Genomic DNA, 13,758 nt, shown 5'->3' with positions numbered 1-13,758 from the left:
GCCGGCGGTCCACAGCCGTTTGTCTGTCTCCTGCGGCGCCCCTTCGCGGCGCGCCGCCTTTCACCTTTCAGCCAGTCAACGGGGAAGTTTCATGGGCGATGGGTTTGCAGTGCTGGGCGAGCGCTCCGTGGCCGAGCACACCGAATGGGTACAGCGGCAGATCCGCGCCAGTCCCCAGAATGCCGGCCTGCGCCTTGCCCTGTGCCACTTCCTCGCGCTGCGCAGCGAATGGCAGCGGGCCGAAGACCAGCTCAAGCTCGCGACGAAGCTCGACCCCACGTTCACGCCGGCCAGCGTCACCTGCGCGATGGCACTGCGGGGCGAGCGCGAGCGCACCGACTTCTGGGCCGGCGGCGGACGCACGCCGGCCATCGTCTCGGGCAATGCCGACTGGGTCGAGCAACTGCTCGGCGCCGCCGTGTTGCCCGCCGAACGTGCCGACGAAGCTGCGGCGCTGCGCGAGGCCGCGCGCGATGCGGCGCCCGCGCTGCAGGGCACGCTGACCACCGTCGACCGCTCCGACGCGCGCGCCGTGCAGGCGCTCGATGGCGAGCCCGCGGCGCACAGCGACTTCGCCTGGCTGTGCGACGGGGACGCGCGCATCGGCGCCGTGCTCGAACTGTTCACGCCCTCGGGCTATGCGTGGCTGCCGCTGCCGGCGGTGCGCCGCATCAAGTTCTCGCGCCCGCAGCACCTGGTCGACCTGCTGTGGGCGCCGGCCGAGATCGAGCTGCACGACGGGCGCGGCCTCAACGGCCTCGTGCCGGTGCGCTACCCGGGCGCGCTCGCGGACCTGGACGACGAGACCGCGCTGGGCCGCCGCACCGACTGGCAGCCGCTCGCGGGCGACGACCAGTTCGCAGGCGTCGGCCAGCGCACGCTGATCAGCGAAGCCGGCGATCACTCGCTGCTCGACCTGCGGCGCATCGAGTTCGCCGCAGCGACGGAAGGCGTGGCTGCATGACCCCCGCCGTCACCACCGACATCGACGGCGACGCCCAGGAAAGCGTCGCGCGCGACCGCCTGCAACCGGTGCTGCTCGACCGCCTCACCGACAAGGCGCCGCAGAACGGCCAGGAGCGCGCGGGCGCCTTCCTCATGAGCGGCAAGCTGCTGCGCGACTCGGTGCTGCGCGACCTGCAGTGGCTGCTCAACACCACCAACTTCGGTGCCGACCACCGCATCAACGGCATGCCGCGCGCCCGCGGCTCGGTGGTGAACTACGGCGTGCGCGGCTGGGCCGGCGGGCGCATGTCGGAGGTCGACTTCGCCGACGTCGAAGCGGCCATCCGCGCGGCCATCATCGACTTCGAGCCGCGCATCATGAAGGACAGCATCGACGTGCGCTGCGTGACCGATGCGACCGACCTGGAGCACCACAACCTGCTCGCACTGGAGATCCGCGGCACGCTGTGGTCGGTGCCGTACCCGATCGAATTCATCCTGCGTTCGGAGCTGGACCTTGAAAGCGGGCACATGGTGCTGCGGCCGACAGGAGGGCTGTGATGGACGCCAAGCTCCTCGACTACTACAACCGCGAACTCACCTACATGCACGAGCTCGGGGCCGAGTTCGCGCAGCGCTACCCCAAGATCGCGGGCCGCCTGGGCATGCGCGGCATCGAGGTCAGCGACCCGTACGTGGAGCGCCTGCTCGAAGGCTTCAGCTTTCTCACGGCGCGCATCCAGCTCAAGATGGACGCGGAGTTTCCGCGCTTCTCTCAGCGTCTGCTTGAGGTGGTGTACCCCAACTTCCTCGCGCCGCTGCCCGCGATGGCCGTGGTGCAGATCGACGGCAACCTCAACGAAGGCTCGCTGAAGGCGGGCTACGAGCTGCCGCGCCACACGCTGCTGCGCGGCCGCATGATCAAGGGCGAGCAGACGGCCTGCGAGTTCCGCACGGGCCATGCCGTCACGCTGTGGCCCATCAAGATTGCCGAGGCCAGCCTGGGCCCGGTGCCGGCCGAGATCGCGCATGCGCTGCCGATGGCGGCGCGCCAGGCGAAGAGCGCGATCACCATCAAGCTCGAGGCGGTGGGCGGCGCGCGCTTTTCGGAGATGCCGCTCGATCGGCTCGAGTTCTTTCTCTCGGGTGCCGAGCTGCACGCGCTGCGCGTGCTCGAACTGGTGGCTCACCACAGCGTGGCGACCGTGTGCCGCGCCGGCCCCGGCAGCACGGCGCGCATCGTGCCGCTGGGCGACGAGGCGATCCGCCACGAGGGCTTCGACCCCGAGCAGTCGCTGCTGCCCTACGACGCGCGCTCGTTCCAGGGCTACCGCCTGCTGCACGAGTACTTCGCCTTTCCCGAGCGCTACCTGTTCTTCAGCGTGAAGCACCTGCGCGCGGCGGCCTTGGCCATCGGCGGCACCACGATGGAGATCGTGATCCTGCTCGACCGCGCCGACGCCGACCTGGAGCGGCTGGTCGATGCCAGGCACTTCTCGCTGTTCTGCACGCCCATCATCAACCTCGTGCCGCGCCGCAGCGACCGCATCCCGGTCGGGCCGGGCCAGCACGAGCACCATGCGGTGATCGACCGCACGCGCCCGCGCGACTTCGAGATCTTCACCGTCGAGCGCGTCACGGGCCACATGGCCAATGGCTCGGAAGAGCGCGAGTTCCGGCCCTTCCTCGGCTCGTTCGCTTCCGACGACGGCGACTTCGGCGCCTACTTCTCGCTGCGCCGCGAGCCGCGCCTGGTGTCCGACCGCGCGCGGGCGCAGGGCACGCGCACCAGCTACACCGGCAGCGAGGTGTACGTGTCGCTGGTCGACCAGCACGACGCGCCGTTCCCGCACAGCCTGCGCCACATCACCATCGACGCGCTGTGCACCAACCGCGACCTGCCGCTGCTGCTGCCCACCGGGCTCGAATCGGACTTCACGCTGCGCGTGTCGGCGCCGGTGCGCGGCGTGCGCATCCTGCGCGGGCCGTCGCGGCCGTACCCGGCGCTGGCCGAAGGCGCGCTCACCTGGCGCCTCATCAGCCACCTGGGCCTGAACTACCTGAGCCTGACCGACGTCGATGCCACGCAGGGCGCCGCCGCGCTGCGCGAGATGCTCGACCTGTACGGCAACCTCGCCGACCCGGCCGTGCGCCGGCAGATCCAGGGCGTGCGCTCGATGGCGCTGGCGCCCGTGTTCCGCCGCCTGCCCGAGCCGGGCCCGATCGTGTTCGGGCGCGGCGTGGAGATCGCGCTGCAGATCGACGAGGTCGCGTTCTCGGGCGCGAGCCCGTACCTGTTCGGCGCCGTGCTGGAGCAGTTCTTCAGCCGGCACGTGTCGCTCAACGCCTTCACCGAGTTCGCGCTGTCCAGCCTGCAGCGCGGCGAAATTGCGCGCTGGACCCCGCGCGTGGGACGCCGCCCCACCGTATGAGCACGACCGGCCTCACCGACGACGCCATGCTGCAGCTGCTGCCGGCAGAGGCCGAGGCGCGCGACGAAGCGGCCGTCGATGCGCGCAGCCCGGCGCAAGTCAAGGCGAAATCCCCGCCGCGCCGCGGCGTGCCCGAGGCCGACCCCGCGCTGTGGGCCCGGCTCGTCGAGCAGCCCTTCGAGCACGACCTGTTCATGCTGCTGCGCCGGCTCGACGCGCAGGGCGACCATCCGCTGCTGGGCCGCGCGCCGCGCCCGCGCGACGAGCCGCTGCGGCTGGGCCAGGAGCCCTCGATGGCCTTTGCGCCGTCGAACGTGTCGGGTGTCGAGGTGGACGAAGACGGCGCGCCGCGCATCTCGATCTACGGCTTCGGCCTGTTCGGTCCCAACGGCCCGCTGCCGCTGCACCTGACCGAGTACGCGCGCGAGCGCAAGCGTCACCACGCCGACAACACGCTCAGTGCGTTCGCCGACCTGTTCCATCACCGGCTGATCCTGCTGTTCTACCGCGCCTGGGCCGACGCGCAATCGGTCAACAGCCTGGACCGCCCCGACGGCCACCGTTTCGTCGACTACGTGGCCAGCCTCATGAACATGGGGCAGCCCGGCCTGAAGGCGCGCGACCGCATCGCCGACCATGCGCGCACGCACATGGCGGGGCACCTGGTGCGCCAGACGCGCAACCCCGAGGGGCTGATCCAGATTCTTCGCCTGTACTTCGACGTGCCCGTGCGCGTGGTCGAGTTCGTGAGCGACTGGGTGCACATCGACGAGCGCCAGGTCAGCCGCATCGGCCAGCTCGGGCGCAACCACCGGCTCGGCAGCGGCGCGACCATCGGCCTGGCGGTGCGCGATGCGCAGGGCAAGTTCCGCCTCGAACTCGGCCCGCTGTCGCAGCAGCAGTTCCGCGAGTTCCTGCCCGGCAGCCCACGGCTGCAGCAGGTGGTCGACTGGGTGCGCCAGTACGTCGGCATCGAATTCGCCTGGGAGCTGCGGCTGGTGCTCAAGAAGCCCGAGGCGCGCGGCATGCGGCTGAGCAGCGACCAGCGCCTGGGCTGGGGCAGCTGGCTCGGCACCCGCCTGTCCGACACCGACGCCGGCGACATGGTGTTCCAGCCCGAGGCGCTCTTTTCCCGCAACGCACCGGCTTCCTCATGACCGACATCCGCCGCGTCTCTCTTTTTTCGAAACTGAATCCGATGCTCTACAAGGCATTGGAGACCGCCACCGCCTTCGCCAAGCTGCGCGGCAATGCCTACGTGGAGCTCGTGCACTGGCTGCACCAGATCCTGCAGCTGCAGGACAGCGACCTGCTGCGCATCATCAAGCGCGCGGGGCTCAACCTCGACGCGGTCGAGCAGGACCTCGTGCGCGCGCTCGACCGGCTGCCGCACGGCGCCACGTCGATCAGCGACATCTCCGAGCACGTCGACCATGCGGTGGAGCGCGCGTGGGTCTATGCCAGCCTGCGCTTCGAGGCCACCTCGATCCGTGGTGCCTACCTGCTCGCCGGCATCGTGAAGACGCCGGGCCTGCGCCAGGTGCTCTCGGGCATCTCGCGCGAGTTCGACAAGCTCGTGCCCGACGTGCTGGTCGCGCAGCTCGCGGCGTGGACCGAAGGCTCGCCGGAAGACGACTACGACGCCGCGTCGGACGCGGGCGGTGGCGCACCTGTTGCGCAACATCAAGGCGATGCCCCCGCCGCCGGCGGCTCGGCCCTGGCCAAGTACGCGAGCGACCTCACGGCCAAGGCGCGCGCCGGCGAGCTCGACCCCGTGTACGGCCGCGACGACGAGATCCGCCAGATCGTCGACATCCTCATGCGCCGGCGCCAGAACAACCCGCTGCTCACCGGCGAGGCCGGCGTCGGCAAGACGGCCGTGGTCGAAGGCCTGGCCTCGCGCCTGGCCGCGGGCGATGTGCCGCCTTCGCTGAAGGACGTGTCGCTGTGGGTGCTCGACCCCACGCTGCTGCAGGCCGGCGCGGGCGTGAAGGGCGAGTTCGAACAGCGGCTGCGCCAGGTGATCGACGAGGTCGAGAAAAGCCCGAAGCCGATCGTGCTGTTCGTCGACGAGGTGCACACGCTGGTGGGCGCGGGCGGCACGGCCGGCACCGGCGACGCGGCCAACCTGCTGAAGCCTGCGCTCGCACGCGGGCGGTTGCGCACCATCGGCGCCACGACGTGGTCGGAGTACAAAAAGTACATCGAGAAAGACCCGGCGCTCACGCGGCGCTTCCAGACCATCCAGGTGCACGAGCCCACCGAGCCCAAGGCCGTGGTCATGCTGCGCGGCATCTCGGCCGAGCTGGAGAAGCACCACGGCGTGCTCATCCTCGACGCCGCGCTCGAAGCGGCCGTGAGCCTGTCGCACCGCTACATTCCCGCGCGCCAGCTGCCCGACAAGGCCGTGAGCCTGCTCGACACCGCGTGTGCGCGTGTGGCGCTGAGCCAGCATGCGCTGCCTGCGGCGCTCGAAGATTTGAAGCGGCGCATCGAGGTGCTGGGCATCGAGTCGGGCATCGCGGGGCGCGAGGCGGCGATCGGGGTCGGCGAGCACCAGCGCGTGGAAGACATCGCGGCGCAGGTGGCTGCCGCGCAGGCTGAACTCGAACTGCTGGAGCAGCGGCGCGTGGAAGAGGCCGCGCTGGTCGAGCGCATCGTTGCGCTGCGCAAGCTGCTGTCGCCTGCGGCGGTGCCGGTGCAATCTGAAGCGGAAGATGACCGCGAAGAGGAACGGCCCGCCGAGCCCGAGCGAACACCCGAAGCCATCCGCGCCGAACTCAACGAAGCGCAAGACCAGCTCGTGAAGCTGCAGGGCGAGACACCGCTCATCCTCGCGGCCGTCGATGCGCAGGCCGTCGCCACCGTGGTCGCCGACTGGACCGGCATCCCCATCGGCCGCATGGTGCGCGACGACGCGCAGTCGGTGCTGCGCCTGGGCGAGATTTTGTCGGCCCGCGTGGTCGCGCAGCCCGATGCGCTGGAGACCATCTCGCGGCGCATCCGCACCGCGCGTGCGCGCCTGGACAACCCCAACAAGCCCGTCGGCGTGTTCCTGCTGTGCGGCCCCTCGGGCGTGGGCAAGACCGAGACCGCGCTCGCGCTCTCGGAGGCGCTGTACGGCGGCGAGCAGAACCTCGTCACCATCAACATGAGCGAGTTCCAGGAGTCGCACACCGTCTCCACGCTCAAGGGCGCACCGCCCGGCTACGTGGGCTACGGCGAAGGCGGCGTGCTCACCGAAGCCGTGCGCCGCCGGCCCTACAGCGTGGTGCTGCTCGACGAGATCGAGAAGGCGCACCCCGACGTGCACGAGATCTTCTTCCAGGTCTTCGACAAGGGCTGGATGGAAGACGGCGAAGGCCGGCACATCGACTTTCGCAACACCGTGATCATCATGACGTCGAACGTCGGCACCGACCTCGTCATGCAGCTGTGCGAAGACCCGACGTTGCGCCCCGACCCCGAGCCGCTGGCGGCCGCGTTGCGCGAGCCGCTGCTGAAGGTGTTCGCGCCCGCGCTGCTCGGGCGCCTGGTGGTCGTGCCTTACTACCCGCTGCAGGCCGACGCGCTGCACCGGATCATTCGCCTGCAGCTGGACCGCATCGCGGCGCGGCTGCAGGCCAACCACGGCATTGCATTGGCTTACAACGACAGCGCCGTCGCGCTTGTCGCCCGCCGCTGCACGGCCATAGAGTCGGGTGGCCGGATGATCGACGCGATCCTCACGCACACCATCCTGCCCCGGCTGAGCGAAGAAGTCATCGGCGCCACCGTCAGTGCGCGCAAGCTCGCCGGCGTGCAGCTGGGCGCAGCGGGCGACGACTTCCAGTACGAGTTTTCAGAACGCCCCGCGTAGACCCAAGGGAGAGCCGCATGGACAGAGTCGTCAAAGCCCACACCCCGCTCGGAGAAGAACAGCTGCTGTTTCGCTCGATGCACGGCAGCGAAGGGCTGTCGCAGCTGTTCGAGTTCGAGGTCGACCTGCTGAGCCCGAACACCTCGGTCGACATGAAGGGCCTGCTCGGCAAGCCGCTCGCGCTCGAAATACAGACCCTGAGCGGCACGCCGCGCTACCTCAACGGCCAGATCACGCGCTTCACCATGATCGGGCGCGAGGGCGGCTCTTCGCGCTACACCGTGTACCGCGCCTCGGTGCGGCCCTGGCTGTGGTACCTCACGCGCACCAGCGACTGCAAGATCTTCCAGAACAAGTCGGTGGTCGAGATCCTCGAAGACGTGCTGGGCGAGTACGGCTTCGCCTTCGAGAAGAAGCTCAGTGCCTCATACCGCCAGTGGGAGTACTGCGTGCAGTACCAGGAGACCGACTTCGCCTTCGTGAGCCGGCTCATGGAGCACGAGGGCATCTACTACTACTTCAAGCACGACAGGAACCAGCACACGCTGGTGCTCGCCGACGACATGAGCGCCCACGAGACGCTGCCCGGCTATCCGAAGATCGGCTACCTCGCGAGCGACCGCGCCAGCGACCCCGGCCGCGAAGTGATCGACCAGTGGGAAGTGACCGAAGAGATCCGCCCCGGCACCTACGTGGTCGACGACTTCGACTTCAAGAAGCCCAGGGCCGACCTGCTCAACACGCGCAGCCAGCCGCGCGGCAACGACCACGGCCGCTACGAGATGTACGAGTGGATGGGCGGCTACAGCGATGCGGGGCAGGGCGAGCACTACGCGCGCATCCGCCTCGAGGAAGCGCAGGCCCAGGCCGAGGTCGACACCGGCCACACCAACGTGCGCGGCATGGCGCCCGGCTACCGCTTCACCATGCAGAACGCACCGCGCAACGAGGACAACCGCGAGTACCTCGTCGTCTCGGTGATGTACAGCCTGCGCGAAGGCGGCTACGCCAGCGGCGGCATGCCGGGCGAGTACAGCTTTCACTTCGGCGTGCAACCCACCTCGTTCCCCTTCCGCGCGCGCCGCATCACGCGCGTGCCGAGCACCCAGGGCCCGCAGACCGCCACCGTGGTCGGCCCGCCCGGCGAGGACATCTGGATCGACAAGTACGGCCGCGTGAAAGTGCAGTTCCGCTGGGACCGCTACGGCCAGCGCAACGAAGACAGCTCGTGCTGGGTGCGCGTGTCTAGCGCCTGGGCGGGCTCCAACTTCGGCGCGGTGAACCATCCGCGCGTGGGGCAGGAGGTGATCGTCGATTTCATCGCCGGCTGCCCCGACCGGCCGATCATCATCGGGCGCGTCTACAACGCCGACCAGATGCCGCCGCTGGAGCTTCCTGCCAAGGCGACGGTCAGCGGGTTCATCAGCCGCACGATCAAGGGCGACGGCGAGCTGGCCAACCACTTCATCATCGACGATGACCCGGGGTGCGAGTCGATCAAGATCCATGCGCAGAAGGATCTGACGATCGAGGTGGAGAACAACGAGACGCACACGGTGGAGGGCGAGCGCACCACCTTCATCGACGGGGCCGACAAGTACACGGGCGACACTTCGCTGGACGAGACCATCAACGGCCCGCACACCCTGACGGTGAATAAGGGCGGGCCGCAGAAGATCACCGTCAACGGGGGTGACCAGTTCATCAAGGTGGATGGCGGCAACCAGCAGGTCGATGTCATCGGCAACCAGACCATCCACGTGACCGGCAAGCGGCACGACACGGTGGACACGGGCGAAGACCGGTTCATCAAACCCCACCTGAACGAAACGGTCACCGGGACGAAGGACCTCACGGTCACCGAAACGCACACCGAGACCGTGGGCCGCAAGATTCTCAAGACCACCAAAGGCCGGTGGGAGGTGGACGTCGCCATGTTCGCGACCCTGAAGACGGGCGGCTTCTACAAGGCGAACATCAAGGGCAACTACACCGTGGAAACCGAAGGCGGGGACATCACCTTCAGGGCGCCGGGGAAGAACTGGCTGGTCGAAGCCGACAAGATCACCCACAGCTCCAACCAGAATGAGGTGAGGTACAAGAAAGGCGTGAACACGGAGGCTGGCGAATACGTCACGACCCACGCCAAGGACCTGATCAAGTCCTCGTCCGACACCAAGGTGCATTCGAAGGCGCCGGAGATTCGGACGGAAGCGACGACCGTGCTGGACATCACCGCGCCTTTCAACATCTCGTCGACCTATGTCCTCGCCTTCAATTACGCCACGGCGCTGGTGGACATCAAGGTCGCCAAGCTCAACATGTCGGGTGTCAACATCGCGCTCGACGTGCTTGCCTTCGGCGGGGCCGTCTGGCGCAACGAGACCTCCTCGCTGTACACGTACTGGTGATGACGGCCCGCCGGATCACGCTGCTGGTGTGCGTCGCGTCGATCGCGGTGCTGCTGCTGGTCGGCCTGATCTTTCCACGCATCGCCGGGACGTCCACGGCGGCGAATCTCACGCTCGGGGCCGTGGTCGGCGGCGGGATCGTGCTGACGATACTGCTGTGCGTGGGCGTGCACTTCTGGGTGTCCCGCAAGCCCGAACCCCATGACACGCGGCCGGCGCGCATCGTCGAAGCCAGCTCGGACAACACGATGGTGCTGAACCAGTACGTCATCCGGCTTGTCGTCGAGTTCGACGGGCCGGGTGGCGAGCGACGCCGCGCACAGGTGGAGCAGGCCGTCGACATGATCGACATGGCGGGCTACGCGCGCGGCCGCGAAGTGCTGCTGCACCGCGGCAGCCGTGGCGGCAAGGAAGTCGCCTGGGTGAGCCAATCCGATCCGCGCATCGACGAAGGAGCCGCCTCTTGAGGACCGTGAAGCCGATCCACCTGAGCATGCTCACGCATCCGTACCGCTGGCAGCGCAGCGACCACCTCGGGGTCGCGGTGATGGCCATGAGCACCCTGGGCGACAACCCGCATCTGGTGCTGGAGCAGGAGCTGTGGAAAAGCACGGCCGAACTCATCGGCCCCGGCGCAGTGCTGGACCTGGGCGTGCCCAAGCTGGTGCCCGAGGTGCTGGTCAGCGGCTACGCCTACACGAGCCACCAGCAGGACAAGACCAGTTGCGCGGTGAAGCTGCAGATCGCCGGGCTGCGGAAAACCCTCACGGTCCACGGTGACCGCTACTGGCTCGACCGCCGGGCCACGGCGCCGCAGCCTTTCGAGAAGATGCCGCTCGATTGGCGGCATGCCTACGGCGGCCCTGGCGTGCCGGAAAACCCGCTGGGCATGGGGACGGTCGAGGAGCTCGTCAACGGCGTGCGCGCCACGCGGCTCGCGCACATCGAGACGCCGGGCCGGCAGCCCACGTCGCCGAAGCAGGCCGTGCCGCCTGCCGGCTTCGGCGCGATCCCGCCCGACTGGCCGCAGCGCGCGTCGCTGATGGGCACGCAGTACGGCCAGGCATGGCTGGAGAACGACTACCCGGGTCTCGCCAAGGACGCCGACTGGCGCCACTTCAATGCGGCACCGGCCGATCAGCGCTGGGAAGGCCTGCAGGAGGTGCCCACCGGCGCGGCCTACGAACTCTGGAACATGCATCCGGACATTCCGGTGCTGCGCGGGCAGCTGCCGCGCTGGCAGGCCCGCTGCTTCGTGCAGCACACGCCCAGCGGCCCCGCACTGCGCGAGGTGCCGCTGCGCCTGAGCACGGTCTGGTTCTTTCCGCACCTTGAACGGATGGTGCTGATCTGGCACGGCGTGTTCCCGGTCACGCAGGACGACGCGGCCGACGTGCCGCTGGGCATGGCGGCGCTGGAGCGCATGGACGACACGCCGCGCACCCTGGCGCACTACGAGTCGGTGCTCAAGCTGCGCTCGGAACCCGAACGAGGCGGCCTGCACGCGATGCGCGACAAGGACCTGGCGCCCCCGGAGGTGCTGAGCGACTGGGCCGATACCTTTCCGGCATCGGTCAACGAACCGCTCGTGCGCAACTTGCGCGCGGGACAGCAGCGCGATCACGAGCGGCGGCGCGAAGAGCTGCGCGCACGCGGCCTGGACCCGGAAGTACACCTGCCCGCGCTGGCCCCGCCGGAACCTCCGCCGCACGTCGATGACCTGGTCGAGCACCTGGAGCGGATGGAGGCGCAGGGCCGCGACGCCAAGGCAAAGATGGAGGCGTTCGCCAGGCAGGCGGACGCCTCCGGTGTGTTCGCCCTCGATGCGCTGGGCGCAGGGCCGTCCCTGGCAGAGGAAGATGACGGCGACGGGAAGGACGATGCGCTGGTGCTGCCCGTGCCGCCGCCTTCCGACACCGCGTCGGCGTTGCGGCAGCAGGCCGGTCTTTATTCGGCCCACCTGTCGAGTCCCCGGCCACCGGCGCCCTCGTTCCGTTCCGCCAAGTGGCGCCGGCGGCTCGAAGCCGTGGACCCGGCGCAGCGCGACTTCTCGCGGCTCAACCTCACCGGCGTCGACCTGTCCGGCATGGACCTGCGCGGCGCACGCTTCGTGGAGGCCGTGCTGCAGGACACGAACCTGCGCGGCGCGCAGCTCGACGACTGCGATTTCTCGCAGGCCGTGCTGGTGCGGGCCGACCTGAGCCAGGCCTCGATGGCGCGCGCGAAGCTCGTCAAGACAAACCTGGGCAGTGCCCGCTGCGAGCAGACCGTCTTCGACGGGGCCGAGCTGCGGGAAGCCAGTTGCGACAAGACGCGCTTCGACGGTTGCCGCATGGTGGGCATGCGCTTCGAGCTGACGCAGTTGGGCGAAGCGACGCTGCAGCGCTGCGACCTCAGCCGCTCGCATTGGCAGCAGATGGTCGTGCTGCGCCTGAAGCTGGAAGACCTGCGCTTCGACGGTGCGAGCTTCGACCAGGTGACCTGGGTCGAATGCCGCCTGCAGAACGTGTCTTTCGTGGGCGCGCGCCTGGAGCGCTGCGGCTTCGTCACCGCCGACTGTTCGAACGGCGTCGATTTCTCGAACGCGCACCTCGAAGGCAGCGGCTTCGCGCACGGCTGCACGCTGGCGCAGGCCCGTTTCAACTCGGCCCTTCTCAAGGAGTGCGGCCTGCGGACCACGCCGATGCGGCAGGCCGACCTGAGCGATGCGCGCATTGACAACAGCGACCTGTCGGAATGCGACCTGAGCCATGCGCGGCTGGACCGCATGGTGGGTGGCGACAGCCTGTTCATCCGCACCAATTTTTCCGGTGCGTCGCTGCGCGAGGCCAACCTGATCGACGCGAACCTTGCCAAGGCCGACCTGCGCGGCGCCGACCTGACGCGCGCCAACCTGTTCCGCGCCGACGTGTCCCAGGTGCTGTTCGACCCCGCGACGCGCATGGATGGCACCTACACCAAGCATGCCAAGGTATGGCCGGCGCGTCGACCCGAGGCGCCGACCGCATGACCCGCGATGAACTGCTCGACTACATCCGCCATGGCGTCCAGGTCCGCACCGCCGACTGCCGGGGGTGGGACATGAGCGGGCTGGACCTGTCCGGCGCGATGCTCGACCACGTCGACTTCAGCGGTGCCCGCTTCACCGGTGCCAACCTGGAGGGCAGCGTGCTGACGCACTGCCGCCTGGACGGCGGGGACCTGTCGCGCAGCACGCTCGACAACGTGCAGTTCTTCAGCTGCCGGCTGCCGCAGGCGACGCTGGACGGTGCGCGGTGCGAAGGCACCCGTTTCTCAGAATCGACGCTGCCGCAGACGAGTTTCCTGGAAGCCCATGTCGATAACGCGCTGTTCTTTCGCTGCGAGCTGACGCAAAGCCGCCTGCGGTCGGACCACTTCAAGCAGGTTTCCTTCACGGAGTGCCGCCTGGAGGGGATCGACTTCTCGGGTTCCACGCTGCACTCGGTCACCTTCCATCGCCAGGACCTGACCACGGCGGTGTTCGCGGGCGCGAGCTTCGACACCACGCTGTTCATCGAGTGCGACCTGACGAAGCAGCGCTTTCCCGCGCAACGGTTCTTGCGCTGCGTGTTCACCGACAGCCGGATGGACCACGTCGATTTCGGCAACGCCGCCCTGGTGCAGTGCATCTTCAAGGGAGCCTCGCTGCGCCAGGCCAACTTCGCGCAGGCGGATGCGCCCAACGCGCTGTTTCCGGCCGCGGACCTGCGCGGCGCCACCCTGCAGCGCGGACGCTTCGATCGCGCCATCTGGGTGGAAGCCCTGCTCGAAGGCGCGGACCTCAGCGAGGCCCACATCCACGAGAGCGTGTTCCATCGGGCGCGCTGCAAGGGCGCCAGCTTCCGGGGGGCCAGCCTGCACGACGCCGATTTTTCCTACGCCGAGCTCGTCGATGCCGACCTGCGCGACGCGCAGTTCCTGCGAACGCGCGTGCATCGCACGGTGGAGGACGGTGCGCGGTTTTCGAGGCGCAAGGGCCTCATCGAGAGCGATCCCGAGCTGCACAAGGCGCAGACGTGGTCCAAGGTTCAGTGACGGCGAATGCAGCAATGCGCCGCATCGCAGGTCTTCCCGCAGATCAGACAAGGAG

General features: G+C 68.8%; 9 protein-coding genes. All 9 read left to right on the top strand.

Annotated features, from left to right (window positions below; genetic code table 11):
- Window positions 1-91: 91 nt before the first annotated feature.
- From AC1RLW_RS25380 to AC1RLW_RS25340, 9 genes are read left to right on the top strand one after another with little or no spacing between them, the layout of a single operon-like run.
- Window positions 92-964 carry a type VI secretion system accessory protein TagJ gene (locus AC1RLW_RS25380; RefSeq protein ID WP_493195557.1) on the top strand — a complete coding sequence of 291 codons (873 nt, stop codon included), beginning with the start codon at window positions 92-94 and terminating at the stop codon, window positions 962-964.
- Window positions 961-1,506 carry a type VI secretion system baseplate subunit TssE gene (gene tssE / locus AC1RLW_RS25375; protein WP_062473960.1) on the top strand — a complete coding sequence of 182 codons (546 nt, stop codon included), beginning with the start codon at window positions 961-963 and terminating at the stop codon, window positions 1,504-1,506. Before AC1RLW_RS25380 ends, tssE begins: the two co-directional genes overlap by 4 nt.
- Entirely contained in the window at window positions 1,506-3,377 is a 1,872-nt protein-coding gene (tssF, locus tag AC1RLW_RS25370; RefSeq protein ID WP_493195556.1) for a type VI secretion system baseplate subunit TssF, read from the top strand. Before tssE ends, tssF begins: the two co-directional genes overlap by 1 nt.
- The gene (gene tssG, locus AC1RLW_RS25365; RefSeq protein ID WP_493195555.1) at window positions 3,374-4,534 is read left to right on the top strand and encodes a type VI secretion system baseplate subunit TssG; all 1,161 of its coding nucleotides are present in this window, start codon (window positions 3,374-3,376) and stop codon (window positions 4,532-4,534) included. The genes tssF and tssG overlap by 4 nt, the downstream gene beginning before the upstream one ends.
- Window positions 4,531-7,236: a type VI secretion system ATPase TssH gene (tssH, locus tag AC1RLW_RS25360; protein ID WP_493195554.1), complete on the top strand. Its 2,706-nt coding sequence runs from the start codon at window positions 4,531-4,533 to the stop codon at window positions 7,234-7,236. Before tssG ends, tssH begins: the two co-directional genes overlap by 4 nt.
- A 17-nt stretch (window positions 7,237-7,253) precedes the next feature.
- Window positions 7,254-9,647, top strand: coding sequence for a type VI secretion system Vgr family protein (locus AC1RLW_RS25355; protein WP_493195553.1), 2,394 nt, complete (start codon window positions 7,254-7,256; stop codon window positions 9,645-9,647).
- Window positions 9,647-10,114, top strand: coding sequence for a hypothetical protein (locus AC1RLW_RS25350; RefSeq protein WP_095743171.1), 468 nt, complete (start codon window positions 9,647-9,649; stop codon window positions 10,112-10,114). The genes AC1RLW_RS25355 and AC1RLW_RS25350 overlap by 1 nt, the downstream gene beginning before the upstream one ends.
- A gap of 5 nt (window positions 10,115-10,119) precedes the next feature.
- Window positions 10,120-12,657 (top strand): DUF2169 family type VI secretion system accessory protein, encoded by a 2,538-nt coding sequence (locus tag AC1RLW_RS25345; protein WP_493195594.1) that lies wholly within the window; start codon window positions 10,120-10,122, stop codon window positions 12,655-12,657.
- Window positions 12,654-13,703 (top strand): pentapeptide repeat-containing protein, encoded by a 1,050-nt coding sequence (locus AC1RLW_RS25340; RefSeq protein ID WP_493195552.1) that lies wholly within the window; start codon window positions 12,654-12,656, stop codon window positions 13,701-13,703. Before AC1RLW_RS25345 ends, AC1RLW_RS25340 begins: the two co-directional genes overlap by 4 nt.
- The last annotated feature ends 55 nt before the right edge of the window (window positions 13,704-13,758 follow it).

This window comes from Variovorax sp. GW822-FHT04A09, from assembly GCF_058801005.1.
Note: the sequence above shows the minus strand (reverse complement) of the source record. Positions and strands in the feature narration are given on the sequence as shown.

What these genes read in the sequence shown, in the direction of transcription:
- AC1RLW_RS25380 (WP_493195557.1), top strand. Translation starts at nt 92, where the DNA reads ATGGGCGATGGGTTTGCAGTGCTGGGCGAGCGCTCCGTGGCCGAGCAC.
- tssE (WP_062473960.1), top strand. Translation starts at nt 961, where the DNA reads ATGACCCCCGCCGTCACCACCGACATCGACGGCGACGCCCAGGAAAGC.
- tssF (WP_493195556.1), top strand. Translation starts at nt 1,506, where the DNA reads ATGGACGCCAAGCTCCTCGACTACTACAACCGCGAACTCACCTACATG.
- tssG (WP_493195555.1), top strand. Translation starts at nt 3,374, where the DNA reads ATGAGCACGACCGGCCTCACCGACGACGCCATGCTGCAGCTGCTGCCG.
- tssH (WP_493195554.1), top strand. Translation starts at nt 4,531, where the DNA reads ATGACCGACATCCGCCGCGTCTCTCTTTTTTCGAAACTGAATCCGATG.
- AC1RLW_RS25355 (WP_493195553.1), top strand. Translation starts at nt 7,254, where the DNA reads ATGGACAGAGTCGTCAAAGCCCACACCCCGCTCGGAGAAGAACAGCTG.
- AC1RLW_RS25350 (WP_095743171.1), top strand. Translation starts at nt 9,647, where the DNA reads ATGACGGCCCGCCGGATCACGCTGCTGGTGTGCGTCGCGTCGATCGCG.
- AC1RLW_RS25340 (WP_493195552.1), top strand. Translation starts at nt 12,654, where the DNA reads ATGACCCGCGATGAACTGCTCGACTACATCCGCCATGGCGTCCAGGTC.